We start from the raw sequence: 20,946 nt of genomic DNA, 5'->3' as shown, positions 1-20,946 counted from the left end.
TTGATGTCGCTGGCGGTCACGTACGGCAAGAACCCGGACGGCTCGGCGAACTTCGACGAAGTGGCGCTGAAGGGCGCTGATGGCACGACGATCTCGAACGTGAAGGCGGGTGTGGCCGACACGGATGCAGTCAACGTGAGCCAGTTGAAGGGTTCGGGCCTGATCGGCGACGACGGCAAATCGCTTGCAGCGGTCACGTACGACGACGCGACGCTGAGCACGATCACGCTGGGCGGAATCGGCGGCACGCGCATCACGAACGTAGCGGCAGGCAACCTGTCGGCGACGAGCACGGACGCGGTGAACGGCTCGCAGTTGTTCGCGACGAACGCACGCGTGGGCGACCTCGAAGACACGCTGCACGACAGCGGCCTGATCGACCCGACGACCGGCGAATCGCTGGCTGTGGTGTACGACAGCGCGGCGAAGGACAAGGTGACGCTGGGCGGCGCGAGCGCATCGGCTCCGGTGACGCTGTCGAACGTGAACGCGGGCGTGGCCGACACGGACGCGGTGAACATGAGCCAACTGAAGGGTTCGGGCCTGATCGGCGACGACGGCAAGTCGCTTGCCGCGGTCACGTACGACGACGCTTCGAAAGGCACGATCACGCTGAGCGGCGATCCGTCGACCGGTGGCACGCAAATCAAGAACGTCGCCGACGGCGTGGATGCCAACGATGCGGTGAACCGTTCGCAGCTGGATGCGCTGCAAGCGTCGACCGGCGAGCAGATCGCAACGGCAACGCGCTACTTCAAGGCGAACGGCCGGAACGACGGCACGGACGACGCGTCGGCGACGGGCGGCCGTGCGGTGGCGATCGGCGCGAACGCGAACGCAGCGGCGGGTAGTTCGGTTGCGCTGGGTGCCAACGCATCGACGAGCGGAACCTCGGCGCTTGCGCTGGGCACGGGCGCGAGCGCATCGGCGATGAACTCGGTGGCACTGGGCGCGAACTCGGTCGCGAATCAGGTCGGCGTGGTGTCGGTGGGCAACGCGGGCGCGGAGCGCCGGATCGTCAACGTCGGCGACGCGCAGAGCGGCACCGATGCGGTCAACCTGCGCACGCTGGACGCAAAGCTCGCGACCAACACGACCGCGACGCTGAATCAGGTCAACGATCAGGTGGCGCAAATCAAGTCGACGCTGGATGCGATGCCGCAGACCACGACGGACGGCGGCTACTTCGTGGCGGACGGGGCTGGCGACGGCAGCGATGCGCCGACGGTCACGCCGGGCCAGGGCGGCCTTGCGGCGGGCGCAGGCGCGGTGTCGAGCGGTTTCGGCGGCGTCGCGGTCGGCACGGCCGCGCGAGCGACCGGTACGCAGGCGACAGCGCTCGGCACCGATGCACAGGCGTTGAACGGCAATGCGACGGCCATCGGCGGCGGTGCAACGGCGAACGGCAGCTCGAGCGTGGCGATCGGTTCCGGCGCGACGACTGCGGCCGGCGCGGACTTCGCAACGGCGATCGGTTCGCTGGCTAGCGCAGCCGGCGCGAGTGCGGTTGCGATCGGCAACGGCGCAAATGCGGTCAGCCAGAGCCTGGCGATCGGCACGAACTCGGCCGCGACCGGCAACAACTCGACGTCCATGGGCTATGGCGCGATGGCGAGCGCCGGCAACTCGGTCGCGCTGGGCGCGGGCTCGCGGGCGGACCGCATCAACTCGGTGTCGGTCGGTGTCGTCGGCGGCGAACGCCAAATCGTCAACGTGGCCGAGGGTACGGCCGGCACCGATGCGGTAAACGTCGACCAGATGAAAAAGTACGTTGCCGATAACGGTGGTGGCGGTACGCCCAACGCGGTGGCGTACGACGATGCGTCGCAGGATCGGGTGACGCTGGGCGGTGCGAACGGCACGACGCTGACGAACGTGGCGGCAGGCGCGGTAACGGCGACGAGCAAGGATGCGATCAACGGTTCGCAGCTGCACGGCACCGCACAGAGTGTGGCCGATTCGCTGGGCGGCGGCTCGACCGTCGACGCGAGCGGCAACGTGACGAACCCGACGTACTCGCTGGCTGACCCGGCGGACGCATCGCAGAAGGCGGACTACCACAACGTGGGCGACGCGCTGGCGAACCTCGATGGCCGTGTCGTGGACAACACGACGAACATCACGGTCATCCAGAACCAACTGGCCGATTCGGGCCTGGTGGATCCGGTGACGGGGCAGTCGATCGCGGCAGTGACGTACGACCGCAACGCGGACGGCACGCCGAACTACGGCTCGGTGTCGCTGGGTAACGGTAGCGGCCCGGTGCGGGTGTCGAACGTCGCGGACGGTGTGGCGCGTAACGACGCGGTGAACGTCGGCCAGCTTCAGGACGCAGGTCTCGTCGCGCCGGCCGATCCGGGCAACCCGGGCACGCTGTCGTCGCTCGCCGTCACGTACGGCAAGAACACCGACGGCTCGGCGAACTTCGATCAGGTCGTTCTGGCCGGCAAGGGCGGCACGACGATCACGAATGTGAAGGCGGGCGCGGTGAGCGCCACCAGCACGGACGCGGTGAACGGCGCGCAGTTGCACGGCGTGGCGCAAAGCGTGGCCGATTCGCTCGGCGGCGGTTCGACGGTCGATGCGGACGGCAAGGTGACGAGCCCGACGTATGTGGTCAACAACCAGACGTTCAACAACGTCGGCGACGCGATCACGAACATCTCGAACAGCCTGGCCGACGGCTCGATCGGTCTGGTCCAGCAGGACGAGACGTCGCGCGACATCACGGTCGCGAAGGATACGGACGGTACTGTCGTGGACTTCGCCGGCACCGCGGGCGAACGCGTGCTGACCGGCGTGGCCGCGGGCGCGGTGAACGCGACGAGCAAGGACGCGGTGAACGGTTCGCAGCTGTACGGCACGGCGCAGAGCGTCGCGGACGTAATCGGCGGCGGCACGACGGTCGACGATGACGGCAAGCTCGTGGACACGGCGATCGAAGTGAACGGGAACAAGTACAAGACCGTTGCCGAGGCAGTCCAGGCAGCGGCCCAGTACGGCGCGACCGATTCGCTCGCGGTGCGTTACGATCTGAAGGACGACGGCACGCCGAACTACGGCTCGGTGACGCTGGGCGGGACGGGCGCGGCGCCGGTGGTGCTGACCAACGTTGCTGACGGTGTGAACAAGTACGACGCGGTGAACTTCGGCCAGTTGAGCGACTTGCGTGACCAGTTCAGCGGTCTCGACGATCGTGTCGGCGCCCTCGAGCAGAATCCGGGCAATGGCGGTGGTGGCGGCGGTTCGGGCGACAACCCGTACTTCGCCGGCACTGATACCGGCGCGCGAGACGAAAACCCCGCCAACGCCGGTACCGGCACGGGCAACACGGCGGCCGGCTCGGGTTCGAACATCGGCGGTGGCGCGAATAACGGCACCGTGATCGGCTCGGGTTCGAGCGTGTCGAAGGACAACGGCACGGCGATCGGCTCGGGTGCGTCGAGCACCGGCGAAGGGGCGACCGCGATCGGTTCCGGCGCGAACGCGTCGGGCAACCAGTCGGTCGCGCTCGGCTCGGGCTCGGTGGCGAACGAAGCCAATACGGTCTCGTTCGGTAACGGCACCGACGACGGCAACCGCCGGATCGTCAACATCGCGGACGGTATCAACGCGAACGACGCGACGACGAAGGGTCAGCTCGACCGCGCGGTCGGCGGTCTGCAAGGGCAGATCAACGACGTGTCGAGGAACGCGTACTCGGGCATCGCGGCAGCCACCGCGCTGACGATGATTCCTGGCGTCGATCCGGGCAAGACGTTGTCGTTCGGCGTCGGCGGAGCGACCTACAAGGGCTATCAGGCAGTGGCGTTCGGCGGCGAAGCCCGCATCACGCAGAACCTGAAGATGAAGGCCGGCGTGGGTCTGTCGAGCGGCGGCAATACCGTCGGCGTGGGTGCGTCGTACCAGTGGTAATCGCGCAGGGCGGGGCGGTTTGCGCCGCTCCGCCCGTGCGACACCGCATCACGCGTTTCCATCTTTCCAATTCAATTCTGTCGTCCGCCTCTGGGCGGACGTTTCACCATGACCATGAAAACTCTGTTGTTGCGCGCTGCTTCGATCGGCGCGATCGCGATGGCGCTCGGCGCCTGTACGACCCAATCGGGGCCGACCTACGACATTCGTGCGGTGTCGATCCCGGGCAAGCCGGACAACGTGTTCCGCGTGAGCTGCGACGGGCTGCTGGGTAGCGTGAATTCATGTGCCCGCGCGGCAGAGGAGTTCTGTCAGGGCAAGGGTTTCACGCCGCTCGAGATGATCGACCGCGTGCGCAGCAATGCACCGATGAAGGATCCGCGCGAAATCACGTTCATGTGCGGCAAGCCGCAGCCGGTCGTGCAGCCCGTGCCGCCGCAGGCACAGCCGCAACCGGCGCCGCAGCCGCAACCGGCCCCGCAACCGCGTCAGATTCTGCTGCAAGGCAACGCGAACTTTGCGACGGACAGCGCAGTGCTGACCGTCGGCGCGCGCCGCACGCTGGACGAATTCGTTCGCGCGAACCAGGCGAACACCTTCAATCGCGTGACGGTGATCGGCTATACCGATTCGACGGGATCGGAAGCACATAACCTGAGGTTGTCCGAAGCACGCGCACGATCCGTCGTCACGTACCTGCGCACGAAGGGCCTGCGCGCCGAGCAATTCGACGCGCAGGGCATGGGCGCAGCCGATCCGGTTGCACCGAACGAGACGGCGGAAGGGCGCGCGCAGAATCGGCGCGTGGAAGTGCGAGTCGAGATTCGGTGACGTCGTTGCGAGGCGGTATCGCGACGTAAGCGATACACGGATCGCGCTACTGCCCGTTGTCGACACGGCCTCGCACCAAAAGGTGTGCGAGGCCATTTTTTGTGCGCGATATTCGCGCATTTTGAAGCGGCAATGCCTGCAACATGCCGGCCGCAATGCAGGACCGGCCCTACAAGACCCCGGCCGGCAATTCGGTTCCGGACGACAGACTTGGTCGAGCCCAATCCCTACCATTCATTCGTCAACCTGACTAACTGAAAGGAACCGGGAAATGAACAAAACGTACCTCAATATCTGGAACGCCGTGACGGGCACGTGGGCGGCGGTCGCCGAAACGGCGAAGTCGCATTCGAAGGGTTCGGCGCGTGTGGCCCGCAAGGTGGTTGTCGGGCTTGGAATCGGAGCCGCAACCGTTGGTGGCGCGTTCGCGGCCGATGCCTGCACGACGGAAGATCTCCAGCCGGGTTCGCTCACCACGGCCGGCAAGTGCACGCCTGCCAATGTCAGCGTATCAGCGACGGTTCCCGCCACACGCAATATCGGTGTGTTGGGCGCGAATGACTATACGGCTGGCGGCGGACAGATCATCAGAAATCCGTCTTCGACCGACAACAATACGGCGATTGGTGCAGGCTCAACGATTGACGGCGGGAATATCGGGGTAACGAATGCCACGGCGCTTGGCGGAGCATCCGTGCGCAATGGCGGTGTCGGCGGGATTCCTACCGGCGCAATTGGTATCGGTAGTGGCGCCGTCGCGAGCGGCAACAATGCGATTGTCATTGGCGCAGGGGCGCAGAACACCAACTCCGGCGCAATTGCGATCGGCGCAAACAGCGTATCGAACGGAAATGGTGGAACCGTTGTTCTCGGAACGGGTGCTTCCACCACCGCCTTCGGTGCCCTTTCTCTCGGCACCCATGCCCGCACTACTGGGAAGAATTCCGCCTCGGTGGGCGTCGACACTGGAACAAGCCGCGCAGAGGTTTTCTCGGTCGGCAATGATGTTGCGACCAATGCGGACGGCAGTGCACGGACGCTTTTCACCCGCCAAATTGTCAACCTTGCCGCGGGCACGCAAGCTACCGACGCGGTCAACGTGTCGCAGCTTGAGCCTGTCGTGTCCGCACTCGGCGGAGGCGCGTCGATCGACCCGAATACGGGCGCCGTCACCGGCCCGAAATACAATCTCGTAAACGGCGGTGGTCAATCCACCGTCGGCGACGCGCTGTACGCGCTGGACGGTCAACTGACCATCGCGAAGAACGATATCGAGACGAACCGGTCCGACATCACGAACATCAATCAGCAGATCAACGACCTGTCGAGCGGCACGCTCGGGCTTGTTCAGCAGTCGGCACCCGGCGCGAACCTCACGGTCGGCGCGAACACTGACGGCACGACAGTCGACTTTACCGGTCAGGACGGCGAGCGCAAGCTGACGGGCGTGGCGGCAGGTGAGGTCTCGGCTTCCAGCCTGGACGCGGTGAACGGCTCGCAGCTGCATGGCGTGTCGGAAAGCGTTGCCTCGGCGATCGGCGCGGGTTCGACGGTGAATCAGGACGGCACGATCACGGCGCCGAGCTTCACGGTCGGTGACGGCAATGGCGGCTCGGCTACCTACGACAACGTCGGCGACGTGGTGACGAACCTCGATGGCCGCGTGACGACCAACGAAGGCGACATCAAGACGCTGGCCGATCAAATCGGCAACGGCACGGTCGGCCTCGTGCAGCAGGACGCAACGTCGCGCAACATCACGGTTGCCGCGAACACCGACGGCACGACGGTCGACTTCACGGGCACGGCGGGCGAGCGCAAGTTGACCGGTGTGGCGGCAGGCGAAGTCGCAGCCGGCAGTTTTGACGCGGTGAACGGCTCGCAGCTGCATGGCGTGTCGGAAAGCGTCGCATCGGCGATCGGCGCGGGCTCGACGGTCAACGCGGACGGTTCGATTTCGGCACCCACCTTCACCGTCGGCGATGGCAATGGCGGCTCGAACACGTATCACGACGTCGGCGACGTGGTGACGAACCTCGACGGCCGCGTGACGACCAACGAAAGCGACATCGCGAACCTTGCTGACCAGATCGGCAACGGTACGGTCGGCCTCGTTCAGCAAGACGCGACGTCGCGCAACATCACGGTTGCCGCGAACACCGACGGCACGACGGTCGACTTCACGGGCACGGCGGGCGAGCGCAAGTTGACCGGTGTGGCGGCAGGCGAAGTCGCAGCCGGCAGTTTTGACGCGGTGAACGGCTCGCAGCTGCATGGCGTGTCGGAAAGCGTCGCATCGGCGATCGGCGCGGGCTCGACGGTCAACGCGGACGGTTCGATTTCGGCACCCACCTTCACTGTCGGCGATGGCAATGGCGGCTCGAACACGTACCACAACGTCGGCGACGTGGTGACGAACCTCGACGGCCGCGTGACGACCAACGAAGGCGACATCGTGAAAATCAACAACCAGCTCGAATCGGGGCAGATCGGTCTCGTTCAGCAGGATCCGACGACGCGCGCGATCACGGTCGGCGCGGCGACGGGCGGCACGTCGGTGGACTTCGCTGGCACGGCCGGTCCTCGCACGCTGTCGGGTGTCGCGAACGGCGTGAACGACAGCGACGCCGTGACGATCGCGCAGCTGAAGGCGACGGGCCTGATCGACTACACGGGCAAGGAACTCGCGGCCGTGGTCTACGACGGCATCGACCTCGACAGCGTGACGTTCGGCGGCTCGATGGGCACGAAGCTGCTCAACGTCGCACCGGGCCGGATCGAGTCGGGCAGCATGGACGCGGTGAACGGCGGCCAGTTGTACGCGATGCAGCAGGACTTCGAGGACCGGTTCTCCGACCTCGGCGATCGTGTCTCCGATCTGGAAGCTGGCGGCATTCCCGGCAACCCGGGCGGCCCCGGCGATGGCTCGGGCAATATCGATGCGCCGGGCAGCGGCGAGAGAAGCGTCGAGATCGGCGCCGGCTCGGAGGCGTCGGGCAAGGACAGCGCGGCGATCGGTCACGAAGCGAAGGCTTCGAGCGACGGCAGTACGGCAATCGGCAGTGGCTCGAATGCATCGGGCAGTGGCGGCACGGCGATCGGCAACGGTTCGAATGCGTCGGGTGCCGGCAGTACCGCGATCGGTCAGAACGCGAACGCCACCGGTAACAACTCGGTTGCGCTCGGTGCGGGCTCGGTCGCGGATCGCGACAACGCGGTGTCGGTCGGTTCGGCCGGCAACGAGCGGCAGATCACGAACGTCGCGGCCGGCACGGCGCCGACCGATGCGGTCAACGTGCAGCAGATGCAGAACTCGGTACGCAGCGCCCGCCAGGATGCAATGGGCGGCGTGGCAGCGGCGATGGCCGTGGCCGGACTGCCGCAGTCGACGCAACCGGGGCGCACCTTCGTGTCGATCGCGGGCAGCACGTACGGCGGCGAATACGGTTCGGCACTCGGTGCGTCGTACATGACGCGTGACGGCAAGTGGACGGTCAAGGCAGCCGTCAACACGAGCAGCCGCGGTGAAGTCGGCGCGGTAATCGGCGGCGGCTTCTACTGGTAAGTCGCGGGCCGGACAGCTTGCCGGGCAGTTGCCCGGCAGCTGAACGGCTAACGATTCACCGGCCCGTGCTCACGGCGTTCGTGAATGCGGTAGCCATGCCACAGCAAGCGCCCGAAGCAATTCGGGCGCTTTTTTTCATGCGCGTTGGGCATACGTGACGAGCCCCGAACGCAAGTTGCCCAGCAACGCTCACCGAGCCTCATCCTCAGACATGCACGGTCCGGCCGGACCGTGCATGTCTGAGAAGGGCTCCCACGATCTACCTCTCGATCCGGCAGTGCAATACGCCAGCCGGACGTGGACGTTACTCGAGAATTCTCATGCTTGAACGTCTTTCTTTTCGTTCGATGTTCCGTTTTCCTAAAAGCCGCGCCAAAGCGAACGCGGGCGAGTTGCACCTGCTCGGCCGCTACCAGAAGCGACTGCTCTACGGTGGCGGCTTCGCGATGACCGTGACGATCCTGCTCGCCGTGACGATCGGCGCGGCGGCGGCGATCCGCGCGTACATCGCCGACAGCCGTTCGACGTTCCTCGCGCACAAGGCGCTGCTGCTGGTCGAGGTGGAAACCAAGCAGGCAGCGATGCGCCGTGGTGTCTACAACGCAGAACTGCTGTGGGCCGATCGTCGTCGCCCGCGTGACGAACTCGTCAAGGAATTCGAAGAGAAAGGCGGCCGGCTCGTCGTGCAGCCGAGCAAGCACGTCGATCCGCAACTGCTCCTGGGCGAGATGACGCACGGGCAGCGTGCGTCGGACTATGCCGACTATCTGGCGCTCTTCGAGGAACAAGCCTATTCGACGAGCGCGAGCGCGAAGCAGCGCGGCCAGGCGATGTCCGGCTATGCGTTCAATGTCGACGACACGTTCATCTCGATCGTGCCGCCGCCGCCCGGCGGCAATCCGGTTGCGTCGCTCGGCGCGAAGGACACGACCGGGCTGATCCGCGAGGTGGCGCCGTCGATCGGCGATCTCCGCGATCCAGACTACGACCGCATGTTGTTCGAATCGCGCAAGGTGTTCTGGCTACCGCCGTCGCGCGATCCGCTGACGGGCGTCGAATCGTTCCGGCTGGTGCAGCCGGGGTTCGAGCATGGCAAGCCATTCGTCGTGTTCGTCAGCGACTTGCCGACCGACGTGCTGCGCAGGAAGCTCGGCGAGGTGCCGTACGACGGCGAATTCCTGCTGCTCGATCCGGCCGGCAACGTGATGCTGGAGGCGGACATCGATCGCGATACCCACGAGCGCCTTGCCGAGCGTGTGCAGCAGCTCTCCGGATGGAAGCATGCGTTTCAGCGCTTCGATGCGCGGTACGAGAAGGGCGTGTTCACGATCGGCGAGCGCCTGTCCGATACCGGCTGGGCGCTCGTCTATGCGTATACGTGGCGCACGGTCGTCAACGCGTTGTTGCCTGATCTGGCGATCCGGGCCGTAGCGGCATTCGTCATCATCGCCTTGATGTGGGCGTTTCTGCTGTACTTCAATCGCACGGTCTTCAAGCCGCTTTATCGCCGTTCGAAGCAGGTGTTCGAAAGCGAGCATCTGAACCGCTCGATCATCGCGATGGCGCCGTTCGGGCTTGGGCTGCTGTCGGTTCGCACCGGCGACATGATGCTGGAGAATGGTGTGATGGCGCGGTACCGTGGCACGGCGGATGCGGCCGACGGCGCATCGCCGCTGCATCTGCGGTTCCTGGAGATCTTCAAGCGCTGGCGGCAGGCTCATCCGCACGAAGCATTGGCTGGGCCGCTCGATGCCGAGCTCGTGGTCGAAATCGACGGCCAGATCAGCGAACTGGCGGTCAGCCTCGTCAAGACGCGCTATCAAGGCGAGCCGGTATTGTTGTGCGGGTTCTCCGACATCACCGCGCGCAAGCATACGGAACGCAAGCTCGACGAGGCGCGGCGCGCGGCAGACGAAGCCAATCGCGCGAAATCGACGTTCGTCGCGACGATGAGCCACGAGATCCGCACGCCGCTCAACGCGATTTTCGGAAACCTGGAGCTATTGGGCCGATCGCCGCTGTCGGCGCTGCAGCGGGATCGGCTCGCGACGATCACGTCGTCATCGCACGCGCTGCTCGGCGTGATCAACGACGTGCTCGATTTTTCGAAGGCCGAGTCCGGACAGATGAGTGTCGAGACGATCGCATTCGACGTCGTCGACGTGGTCGAGCAGGTGTGCGTGATGTTCGCGCCGATTGCCGGCGACAAGGGCATCGAACTGGCGTGCCGCTTCGATCCCGAATTGGCGCCGCGCTATCTTGGCGACCCGGTCCGGATCCGGCAGATCGTCGCGAACCTTACCAGCAACGCACTGAAATTTACCGACGACGGGCATGTCGCCATCGACGTGCGCGAGAACGGAGGGCGGCTCGAGATCGCGGTCAGCGATACGGGCGTCGGCATCGCCCCCGAACGTCACGCTTTCATCTTCGATGCATTCACGCAGGCGGATGCGACGATCGCGCGCCGCTTCGGAGGCACGGGCCTGGGGCTCGCGCTGTGCAAAAGGATGACCGATCTCATGGGCGGCACGCTCACGGTGGATAGCGCACCGGGGCACGGCAGCACGTTCGTGCTGTCGTTGTCCGGGCGGCATGCGCACGAAGCGTCGTTCGAGCGGCGCGGCGCGTTTGCGGGTCGCCCGAATGTCGCGCTGGTGTCGGTGGCCGCGGGCTGGCGCGACAGCATCGCGCAGCACCTTGCATGTTGGGGTATCGACGCGGTACTCGTTTCCAGCCCGGCCGAGGTGCCAGACAGCTGCGACGCCGTGATCGTGTTCGGCCATCTCAGGCCGTGGCCCGTTTCCGATGAGGAAGCGCTGGTGCAGCGGATGCAATGGACGATCGACGCATCGCCCGACGGGCCGCGCACACCGGTCGTGCTGGGGCCACGCGTATCTGTTTCGTGCTACGCGATCGGAGGGCTGCACGCGGCGCTGGCGCGTGTGCTCGGTCAGCCTGGCGATATCGAAGCTGCCGAGCCGGCCGACGTACTGCATGAAGCGCCTGTTCGCGCGAAATTGCTCGTGGTCGAGGACCATCCGGTCAACCGGGCATTGCTGAAAGACCAGTTCGACATGCTGGGCTACGACGCGGATCTCGCGGAAAACGGCCTCGACGCGTTGCGACGCATGAGCGAAACGCGTTACGACCTCGTGATGACCGACCTGAGCATGCCGGTGATGGACGGCTACCGGTTGACCGCCATCCTGCGTGGGCGGGGCGACGCGCCGCCGATCGTTGCGATCACCGCGCACGCGTCGATGGAAGAGATCCGGCGCTGCGAGGCAGTGGGCATGTCCGAGGTGCTGACCAAACCGATGTCGCTTGCCCAGATCGATGCGGTCGTGCGCCGGCAGGTCAAGCGCTCGCACCGGTCCGAACCGTCGGATGATGCCGCCGACGGGGCGCCGGCCGTGCTGTCGCACCTGCATGGCGAACTGCGCGATCTGCTCGCAGAGACGACGACCGACGCGATTGTCCAGACGCGCGCCGCGATCGCAAACAAGGATATCGAAGCAATACTGCGGCATGTGCACGCGATCAAGGGCGCATTTGCGATGGTGCAGGAGCATGCGATAGTCGCGATCTGCGCCGAAATCGAGGCGCAGGGCCGTGCGGGGCATGTTGACGCGATGAGCGGGTTGCTGGCGAGATTGTCGGACGCCGTGAACCTGCTGCTCGGCGCATGCATCGATGGGATCGGACAGCAAGACGACGCTATCCACGCTGGTGGGAGCGGTCCGGCAGCATAAGACTGTCAACCGAAATTGATTGAATCGCTTGAATAATTGCATCTTTCGGCTTGCTTGCGGAAATGATCCCAGTATCTGGCCGCGCGTCGCAAAGATTGAATAAACGCCAAGGAACTCACTAATCTGCGAACGCGTGCCGCACACACGGGTACGCGCCACTCAAATAATCTGGAGACGCAGATGAATTTGAAAAATAAGTTAGGAATATTGACGGTCGGCATGCTGCTGGCGGCCGGCGTGATATCCGGGTGCGGCGGTGACGATACGAGCCCCGCCTCCGTCGGTAGCAGCGTCGCGATGGCGACTACCGGAGCCGGCGGTACCGAGACGGCCGCGACGTCCGACGGTGGCACGACGACGGACGCGGCACCGGCCGCGCGAAAGCAGATCGCCGTGAATCCTCCGCCGATGGGCTGGTCGTCATGGAACAGCCTCGCGGAAGATGTCAGTTTCGATACGATCAAGGCGCAAGCGGACGGGTTGGCCAAGCTGAACGAAAGCATTGCGTCGGGCAACAAATACCAGTATGTGAATATCGACGAAGGCTGGTGGACCTCCCGAAAGCGCGACGCGAACGGCAACTTCATCATCAACGTCGACATGAACGGCAATCCCACCAACCAGTGGCCGGGCGGCATGAAGGCGATGGCCGACTACATTCACGGCAAGGGGCTGAAAGCGGGTATCTATATCGACTCCGGGCCGCAGGGCTGCGGTAGCACGAACGGCGTGCACTTCGTCGGCAGCGATTACGCGCACTACGATCACGATTTCCTGCAGTTCGCTCAATGGGGCTACGACTTCGTCAAGGTCGACTGGTGCGGCGGCAGCGCGGCCGGATACGATCCGCAACAAGCGTATACGGCCATTTCGCAGGCCATTCAGAAAGCCTACGCCGCTACCGGAAAGCTGCTGGTGCTGAACATGTGCGACTGGGGCACGTTGGGCAAGAGCGGTTATCCCGATGCAGGGTTGGGGCCGTGGGCCTGGGGCGCGGGGATCGCCACGTCGTGGCGTACGACGGGGGACATCTACGGCCCCGGAAGCGGCGTTCCGAAGTTCAGCTCGGTGCTGGGCAACTTCAACGGAAACTATCATCCGGAAGGGCAGCACACCGGCTACTACAACGATCCCGACATGATGGTTGCCGGCATGGGCATGACGGCGGCGAACGATCTCGCTCACGTGAATCTATGGGCGATCGCCGGCGCGCCGATGATCCTCGGCAACGATCTGTCGAAGCCGCTTTCGAGCGACAGCGTGACCCTGCTCACCAACCCCGAACTGATCGCGATCGACCAGGATGCGCTGGGATTGCAGGGATTGAAGGTCGCGGACGCCAACGGGCAGCAGATCTGGGCGAAGCTGCTGGCCGGCAGCGGAAGGCGTGCGGTCCTGCTGCTCAACAACGGCGCCGCGGCGAGCCCGATGACGGTGACGTGGAAGCAACTGGGGCTGGCTGCGGGCACCCGGGCCACGGTGCGCGATGTCTGGGCGCACAAGAATCTCGGCACGGCCGCCGACGCCTATACGGTCGCGAGCGTTCCGGCCGGAGGCACCGTGATGCTGGTGCTGCGCGGCAAGGACGCGCCGTCGTCCACGTTCCTGCCGAGCACGCTGTCGGGGGGCGCCACGTATGCGAATTGCATCGCTTGTGCGGGCGGCAGGAAGGTCACGGGGCTGGGCACGGTGACGTTCGACAACGTCGCGTCGTCGACGGTCGGCGGCTTCGTCCGGATCGCTTACCTGAATGCCGGGCCGGAAACCGCCAAAGCGCAGCTCGGCGTGAACGGCGGCAATCCGACGACGGTGGCATTTCCGCCTGCCGGCGCGTCTGTCGGCACCGTGACGGTATACGTCGGGCTGAAGTCGGGGCTGAACACGTTGACGCTGTCGAGCCTGGACGGTGCCACGCCGGCGCCCGAGATCGCGTCGGTCGCCGTGGTGGCCGGGCCTGTGAAACTGCCGCCCCCGCCGCCGCTGGCGTACGAAGCCGAGGCGCCCGCCAACACGCTCGGTGGTGCGGCGCGCGTTGCGTCCTGCAACGGCTGCTCGGGCGGCCAGGACGTCGGCTACATCGGCAACGGCGACGGAACCAGCAACGGCACGCTGACGATCAACGGGATCAGCGTGGCGGCGAGCGGGACGTATAGTGTTTCGATCAGCTATGCGAACGGCGATGGGGCGCCGCGTAACGCGCAGATCAGCTTCGACGGCGCGACGCCGGTCACGGTATCGTTCCCGTCGACCGGCGGCTGGGGGAACGTATCGACGCTGACGGTGACCGGCACGTTCCAGCAGGGCAGTGCGAACACGCTGCGATTCTCGAACCCCACGGGCTGGGCGCCCGACATCGACGGCATCGCCGCTCCGGTGAAGCAGTAACGACGATGCGCGCGGCCTGCCGATTCAGGCAGGCCGCGCCTTCACGTCGAGCTTGTCGCCCACGCAGCTGCCGGAAATTTACGTGCGCTTGCCGCACCGACCCTCGTGTGGGCCGGTTGCCGACGTCAACAGGTCGCCCGGCGCTCAGGGCCGCGCCGCCACCTCGTCGAGGTGCCACAGCAGGTCCGCCGGATCGTCGTACACGCGCAGCGCGCCGGCGCGTTCCAGTTCGTCGCTGCCATACCCGCCCGACAGCAGGCCGACGCCGAGCGCGCGGCAGCGGGCGGCGGCGAGCATGTCCCAGATGCTGTCGCCGACCACCACCGTATGCTCGATCGGCACGTTCAGCTTCGCGGCGGCGGTCAGGAACAGGTCCGGGTCCGGCTTCGCATACTTCACCTGATCGCGCGTGACGACCACGTTCTTCGCCGGATCGACGCCGAGCGCCTCGAGATTGATCGCCGCGGTTTCCATCCGCCCGCTGGTCGCGATCGCCCAGCGGATGCCCGCATTCGACAGCGCGGCCAGCAGCTCGCGCGCGCCCGGCAGCGGCCGGACCTGCGCGCGCAGCCGCTGGTACGCGGCCGCATGCAGCCGCGCGAGCCGCTCGACGCGCGCCGCGTCGATGTCGCCGGCCGTCTCGCGCAGCAGCTGATTCAGGAACAGGCCGCCGCTCATCCCGATCTTGCGGTGAATGCGCCACACCGACAGCTCGATGCCTTCGGCATCGAGCGCTTCTTTCCACGCGAGTACGTGCTGATAGACGCTGTCGACGAGCGTGCCGTCGAGATCGAACAGAAATGACGTTTCAATACGCATGCGAATCTCCTGGCCCGGTAGCGTTCGGGCAAATCGTCGGCAAAACACGGTTCGTTACATTATCGGCGCGCGGCCGTGTCACCGCCATGTCCCGCGTCGCACGCGCCGCGCCCGCGGCCGCGTGTCGAACAGCGCTGGTACAATCGCGCCGATGCGCCGGGCGGGCCGCCCGCGCGCCCAACCTTCGAATTCCCGTATGGCAACCCCCGACGCCGTCAGTTCCGAACAATCGTGGTGGGGCGTTCTGGCCCTGGCACTCGCCGCTTTCATCTTCAATACCACCGAATTCGTGCCCGTCGCGCTGCTGAGCGCGATCGGCGACAGCCTGCAGATGCAGCCGACCGCAGTCGGCCTGATGCTGACGATCTACGCATGGGCCGTTGCCGTCGTATCGCTGCCGCTGACGTTCGTCACGCGTCACGTCGAGCGCCGCAAGCTGTTGAGCGTCGCGCTGCTGGTGTTCGTCGGCAGCCACGTCGTGACCGGCGTCGCGTGGAATTTCACGGTGCTGATGATCGGCCGGCTCGGCATCGCGTGCGCGCATGCGGTGTTCTGGTCGATTTCGGTCCCGCTCGCCGTGCGGCTCGCGCCGAGCGACCGCAAAAGCCGTGCGCTCAGCCTGCTCGCGATGGGCTCGGCGATCGCGATGGTGGCCGGGATTCCGCTCGGCCGCGTGATCGGCGAGGCGTTCGGCTGGCGCGTCACGTTCCTGATCATCGCGGGCGCGGCGGGCGTCGCATTGCTGCTGCTGCGCGCCACGTTGCCGTTGCTGCCGAGCCAGGGCGCAGGCTCGCTGAGCAGCATCGGGGTGTTCCTGCGCAAGCCGGCGCTGGTCGCGCTGTACGCGATCACCGTGCTCGTCGTGTCCGCGCACTTCACGTCGTACACGTACATCGAACCGTTCGTGCAGAGCGTCAACCATGCGAGCAGCAGCCGGATCACGTACGTGCTGATCCTGTTCGGCGTCGCCGGCCTGCCGGCCGCGGTCTGCTTCAATCGCCTCTATCCGCACCGGCCCGACGATTTCCTGCTGGCGTCGATCGTCGCGCTGTCGGGCTGCCTGCTGATCCTGTTCCCGTGCGCGCTGAACGTCGTCACGCTGTCCGTGCACACGCTGGCGTGGGGCGGCGCGATCGTCTGTTTCGGGCTGGCGATGCAGGCGTGGGTGCTGAAGCTGGCGCCGGAGGCGACCGATCTGGCCGTATCGATCTATTCCGGGCTGTACAACGTCGGCATCGGCGCCGGCGCGCTGCTCGGCAACCATATCGCGGGCGACTTCGGGCTGCCGTGGATCGGCACCTTCGGCGGCGTGGTCGCGATCTTCGCGGCCGGAATCGCGTGGCTCGCGTTGCGGCTGCATGAGCGGCGGGCAGCGGCTTAGGGCTTCGTCCCGAATCGTCGATGCGGCCCGTCGTGCCGGATCCCCGCCGCATCGAGCTGCCGAAGTTTCGCGTACAGCGTCGTGCGTGAAATGCCGAGTTGCCGCGCGGCCGCCGACACGTTGCCGTCGTGCTCGTCGAGCGCCCGGCGGATCGCATCGAGCGACTGTTCGTGCAGGCTCGCCTGCGGACCGGCGGCCGGCGCCGGGTTGCATACGTCGGCGGCTTCTTCGAGCACATCGGCCTGACGCGCGGGCGTCGCGCGATCGAGCGGCGCACGCACGGTGCGCACCCATACGTGGCTACCGTCGTCGCGCGCGATCCGCTGCGGCGTGCGCGATGGCGTCAGCAAGCGACGCTGCTGCGCGGGCGTCGCGCCGGGAAACAGTTGCCGGAGATCGTACGGCCCGAGCGGCCCTTCCGGCGCGAGATCGAGCATGCGGCGCGCCAGCCGGCTCACCGCGCGCACGCGGCCCGCTGCGTCGAGCGCGACGACGCCGGCGAGCGGCGTGCCGAGCCAGCGCGCGTCATGCTGAACCTGCAGCAGATGGCAGTCGCGCAGCATCGCATAGAGCCGCTGCTCGGCGGACAGCGACGCGTGCCGGAACGACTCGCGCAACTGCGCGACGTTGCGCCGGCCGACGCCGGTGATGTCCAGCGCGCCGATCACTTCGCCGTCGAAGCCGACCAGCGGCACCGCGAGACAGAACACCCGCGAAAACGCGTCGAGATAGTGCTGCGCGCCCGCGACGACGGTTTCGGCGCCGTCGTGGATCACGCAGCTCGGGGCGGTCGTGCCGATGTTCGGTTCGACGATTCGGCGTCCGGCGACGATCGGCGTGAGCAGCGCGTCGTCGCATTGCGGGCTGCGCCGCGCATGGACGATCGTGCCGTGCGGATTGACGCACATGATCGTCCATTCGCTGCCGCCGAATGCGGCCCACAGCGGTTCGATTTCCTGCGCGACGCAGCGGATCAGCCGCCGGTCCGCGCGCGATTCGTCGAGTTCGCGCTGCATTTCATAGCGGGCGGCTTGCCACGGCCGCAGCCCGGCGTCGCGCGAACGCAGCCACGAGCGCGCGACGCTGGCCGGCAAGGCCGTTTCCGGCAGCGGCTCGCCCGCGGCGAAGCGGGCGCGGAGCCGGTCGAGGTCGACCGGCCGTGAAAGGGATTCGGGGGCTGGCTTCACGCTGCGCTCCAGTTGGGTCGATGTCCGGGCCGGTGTTGCCGGCCCGGCGTGTCGCGCGAATGCGTAATATAGCCCGGTGCCCGAAGCCGGGTATTTTCGTTCCCGGCAACGGCGCCCGCCGCATGGCGCCGACTGGCGTCGGCGGCCGGCCGGCGGTGCCCCCAACTAGTGCGGCAAGCGCAGGATCGGCTTGAGCGTGCTCCCGTCGCTGCTGTCCGCCGCCGCCTGGTTGATCTGGTCGAGCGGATAGAACTTCACCAGCCGGTCGAACGGAAACCGCCCTTGCAGGTGCAGTTGCACGAGCTGCGGGATGAACGTCTGCGGCACGCTGTCGCCTTCGACGATGCCGCGGATCGTGTGGCCGCCGAGCAGCAGGCTGTTCACGTCGAATTCGGCCTTCGTGCCGAGCTTCGGCGCACCGACCACGCCCATCGTGCCGCGCGAGCCGAGCGCTTCGATCCCTTGCGACAGCACGGCCGGCAGCCCGGTCGATTCGAGCGCGAAGTCGGCGCCGCCGCCGGTGATCTCGCGGATCGCGTCGACGACGTCGACTTCCCGGCTGTCGATCGCGTGCGTCGCGCCGAGTTCGAGCGCCAGCGCGAGCCGCGACGGCACGATGTCGACGGCGATGATCGTCGTCGCGCCCGCGATGCGCGCGGCCATCACGGCGCTCATGCCGACCGCGCCCGCGCCGAAGCTCGCGAAGCTGCTGCCCGGGCGCACCGCGAGCGAATGGATCACCGCGCCGGCGCCGGTCTGGATCCCGCAGCCGAGCGGGCCGAGCAGCTCGAGCGGCGCTTCCTTCGGCACCTTGATCGCGTTGTTCTCGCGCGCGAGCGCGTAGCTCGCGAACGACGACTGCGCGAAGAAATGATCGTGCAGCGGTTGCCCCGCTTCGTCCCGGATCGCGGTCTGCCCGTCGGCGTCGGCGCCGCCGAAATTCAGCGCGAAGAACTGCCGGCAATACGCGCCGTGACCGCCGACGCACGACGTGCAGTGGCCGCACGCGCCGTAGGTCAGCACGACGTGATCGCCCGCGGCGAGCGTCTTCACGTTCGGGCCCACCGCCTCGACCACGCCGGCGCCTTCGTGACCGAGCACGGCCGGCAGCGGCACCGGATAGTACTGGTCGCGCACGATCAGGTCGGTATGGCACAAGCCGGTCGCGACGACGCGCACCAGCACCTCGTCGCCGCGCGGCGCGCGGATCCGTGCCGCTTCGATCGAGAAGGGCGCGCCGGCGGCGCGCGCGACGGCCGCGGTGACGGCGCGTGTATCGTGTTCGGTGTACATGGTCGGTCTCCTCGTCAAATCGGATAGAGCGGCGCTTCGCCTTTGATCGTCAGCCACTGCCACTGCGTGAATTCTTCCCAGTTTGCCGCACCGCCGATGCTCGAGCCATTGCCCGACGCGCCGACGCCGCCGAACGGGTTGATCGCCTCGTCGTTGACCGTCTGGTCGTTGATGTGCAGCAGCCCGGTGTTCAAGCGCTCGCCGATGCGTAGCGCGCGGCCGACGTCGGCCGACAGGATCGCCATCGACAGCCCGTATTCGGTCCGGTTCGCGAGCGCGATCGCGTCTTCGTCGGTATCGAACGGCACGACGACTGCCACCGGCCCGAAAATCTCCTCGTCGAAAGCCGGATTGCCCGGCGCGACGCCGCTCAGCACGGTCGGCTCGAAGAACATGCCGCGATGGCCGCCGCCCGTCTCCACGCGTGCGCCCGCGCGGCGCGCCGCGTCGACCAGGTTCGCGGCATGGTCGCGTTGCGCGGCGTTGATCAGCGGGCCGAGGCCGACGTCGCCGGCGGCCGGGTCGCCGACGCGCAGGCTGCGCGCCTTCTCGACGAGCTTCGCGACGAAGCGGTCGTGAATCGCGCGCTGCACGAGCACGCGGCCGGTCGCCATGCAAATCTGGCCTTGATGCAGGTACGCGCCCCATGCGGTGTTGGCGATCGCGCGGTCGAGATCGGCATCGTCGAGCACGATCAGCGAGTTCTTGCCGCCGAGTTCGAGCGACACCTTCTTCAGGTAGCGGCCCGCCGCTTCGCCGACCTTGCGCCCGGCCGCGGTGGAGCCGGTGAACTGGATCATCGCGACGTGCGGGTCGGCGACCAGCGCCGCGCCGGCCGCGCCGTCGCCGGGCAGCACGTGCAGCACGCCTTCGGGCAAGCCGGCGAGCTCGAACACGCGCGCGATCGATACGCCGCCGCATACGGCGGTGCGCGGATCGGGCTTGAGCACGACCGCGTTGCCGAGCGCGAGCGCGGGTGCGACCGCACGCATCGCGAGGTACAGCGGGAAGTTGAACGGCGAGATCACGCCGACCACGCCGCGCGGGCGGCGGCGCGCGAGCGACAGCCGGCCGGCTGCGGACGGCAGCACTTCGCCGGCCGCGCGCGATGGCAGGCCGGCTGCTTCGTGGAGCGCCTTGATCGTGACCGACGTTTCGAATGCCGCCTTCGCACGCGTCGAGCCGCTTTCGCGTACGAGCCAGTCGACGATTGCGTCGAAGTGCGTTTGCGCGACGGCCGCCGCGCGGCGCAGGACCGCCGCGCGCTCGTCGTAGGGCAGGGCGAACCATGCGGGCTGTACGTGATGCGCGGCGGCTGACGCTTCGGCGATGGCCGCGCCGTCGGCGAGACCGATGCGGCCAAGCGTGTTGCCGGTCGCCGGTTCGATCACGTCGGCCGCGTGCGGGCTCGCGTGCCAGCGGCCGGTGAAGGTCTTGCCGCGCCAGACGTCGGGGTCGAATAGGGCGGGGGTGCTGCTATCCATTTGCGCTCCTGTGGAATTCGGATCGGCCGGGGCGGGGTTGTTGCTTGAGGGCCGGCCGGCATGCGTGGGAAGGTAGGCGGGGGCGGAGAAGCGGGGCTATCCGGGTTTCTTCCCACGCGCGGAGGGCGCGTGGATTGGGAGGTGTTTGCGATTCTGTGTGCGGAAACTGAACAGTTGCTGTGGAGTTTTTGCCGCATGCTGTCGGATAACACGCAGATATCGTTGTGCGGTACGACCTATTCCGCGTCTGAAGGCTCGGCGCGCAGCTGCGCCGAGATAGACGTATGCGCTTCATGCTTCTTCGGCGCGGCGGTTGCCGACCCATTGCAGC

Annotated in this window: 11 protein-coding genes and 1 pseudogene; 7 read left to right on the top strand and 5 right to left on the bottom strand. The window is 66.9% G+C overall.

Annotated features, from left to right (window positions below; translation table 11 throughout):
- The 3 genes and pseudogenes from WT24_RS18320 to WT24_RS35830 form a co-directional block, all read left to right on the top strand.
- The coding region (locus WT24_RS18320) for a YadA family autotransporter adhesin (protein WP_179949371.1) at positions 1–3,915 on the top strand (3,915 nt) is incomplete at its 5' end.
- Positions 3,916–4,023: 108 nt separating this feature from the next.
- Entirely contained in the window at positions 4,024–4,746 is a 723-nt protein-coding gene (locus WT24_RS18315) for an OmpA family protein (RefSeq protein ID WP_060035376.1), read from the top strand.
- 271 nt (positions 4,747–5,017) lie between these two features.
- Positions 5,018–5,149 (top strand): annotated as a pseudogene (locus WT24_RS35830) (ESPR domain-containing protein); the annotation flags it as partial.
- Between the two features lie 231 nt (positions 5,150–5,380).
- On the opposite strand, the gene WT24_RS35375 reads toward WT24_RS35830, so the two are convergent.
- Positions 5,381–5,668, bottom strand: a complete 288-nt coding sequence (locus tag WT24_RS35375; protein WP_257127517.1) for a hypothetical protein — start codon at positions 5,666–5,668, stop codon at positions 5,381–5,383.
- 30 nt (positions 5,669–5,698) lie between these two features.
- Between WT24_RS35375 and WT24_RS18310 the strand changes: the two genes are divergently transcribed.
- The 3 genes from WT24_RS18310 to WT24_RS18300 all read left to right on the top strand — a co-directional run bounded on the left by WT24_RS18310 (position 5,699) and on the right by WT24_RS18300 (position 14,451).
- Positions 5,699–8,311 (top strand): YadA-like family protein, encoded by a 2,613-nt coding sequence (locus WT24_RS18310; RefSeq protein ID WP_257127516.1) that lies wholly within the window; start codon positions 5,699–5,701, stop codon positions 8,309–8,311.
- Positions 8,312–8,631: 320 nt separating this feature from the next.
- Positions 8,632–12,066, top strand: coding sequence for a hybrid sensor histidine kinase/response regulator (locus WT24_RS18305; protein WP_082742221.1), 3,435 nt, complete (start codon positions 8,632–8,634; stop codon positions 12,064–12,066).
- Between the two features lie 297 nt (positions 12,067–12,363).
- Positions 12,364–14,451, top strand: coding sequence for an alpha-galactosidase (locus WT24_RS18300; protein ID WP_257127515.1), 2,088 nt, complete (start codon positions 12,364–12,366; stop codon positions 14,449–14,451).
- Positions 14,452–14,595: 144 nt separating this feature from the next.
- Here the strand turns inward: WT24_RS18300 and WT24_RS18295 are convergent, their stop codons facing one another.
- On the bottom strand, positions 14,596–15,270 hold the full coding sequence (locus WT24_RS18295) for an HAD family hydrolase (RefSeq protein WP_034209221.1): 675 nt from the start codon (positions 15,268–15,270) through the stop codon (positions 14,596–14,598).
- 196 nt (positions 15,271–15,466) lie between these two features.
- Between WT24_RS18295 and WT24_RS18290 the strand changes: the two genes are divergently transcribed.
- Complete coding sequence (locus WT24_RS18290; RefSeq protein WP_059499291.1) at positions 15,467–16,651, top strand: sugar transporter; 1,185 nt, start codon at positions 15,467–15,469, stop codon at positions 16,649–16,651.
- On the opposite strand, the gene WT24_RS18285 is transcribed toward WT24_RS18290, so the two are convergent.
- The 3 genes from WT24_RS18285 to WT24_RS18275 all read right to left on the bottom strand — a co-directional run bounded on the left by WT24_RS18285 (position 16,648) and on the right by WT24_RS18275 (position 20,615).
- On the bottom strand, positions 16,648–17,838 hold the full coding sequence (locus tag WT24_RS18285) for a helix-turn-helix domain-containing protein (protein ID WP_257127514.1): 1,191 nt from the start codon (positions 17,836–17,838) through the stop codon (positions 16,648–16,650). The two genes, WT24_RS18290 and WT24_RS18285, sit on opposite strands and share 4 nt — an antisense overlap.
- A 165-nt stretch (positions 17,839–18,003) precedes the next feature.
- Positions 18,004–19,131: an NAD(P)-dependent alcohol dehydrogenase gene (locus WT24_RS18280; RefSeq protein ID WP_060035370.1), complete on the bottom strand. Its 1,128-nt coding sequence runs from the start codon at positions 19,129–19,131 to the stop codon at positions 18,004–18,006.
- Between the two features lie 14 nt (positions 19,132–19,145).
- Entirely contained in the window at positions 19,146–20,615 is a 1,470-nt protein-coding gene (locus WT24_RS18275) for a benzaldehyde dehydrogenase (protein WP_060035368.1), read from the bottom strand.
- Between the last annotated feature and the right edge of the window lie 331 nt (positions 20,616–20,946).

The sequence above is a fragment of the Burkholderia sp. MSMB1078WGS genome, assembly GCF_001528895.1.
In the GTDB taxonomy this organism is placed as follows: Bacteria; Pseudomonadota; Gammaproteobacteria; order Burkholderiales; family Burkholderiaceae; genus Burkholderia.
Note: the sequence above shows the minus strand (reverse complement) of the source record. Positions and strands in the feature narration are given on the sequence as shown.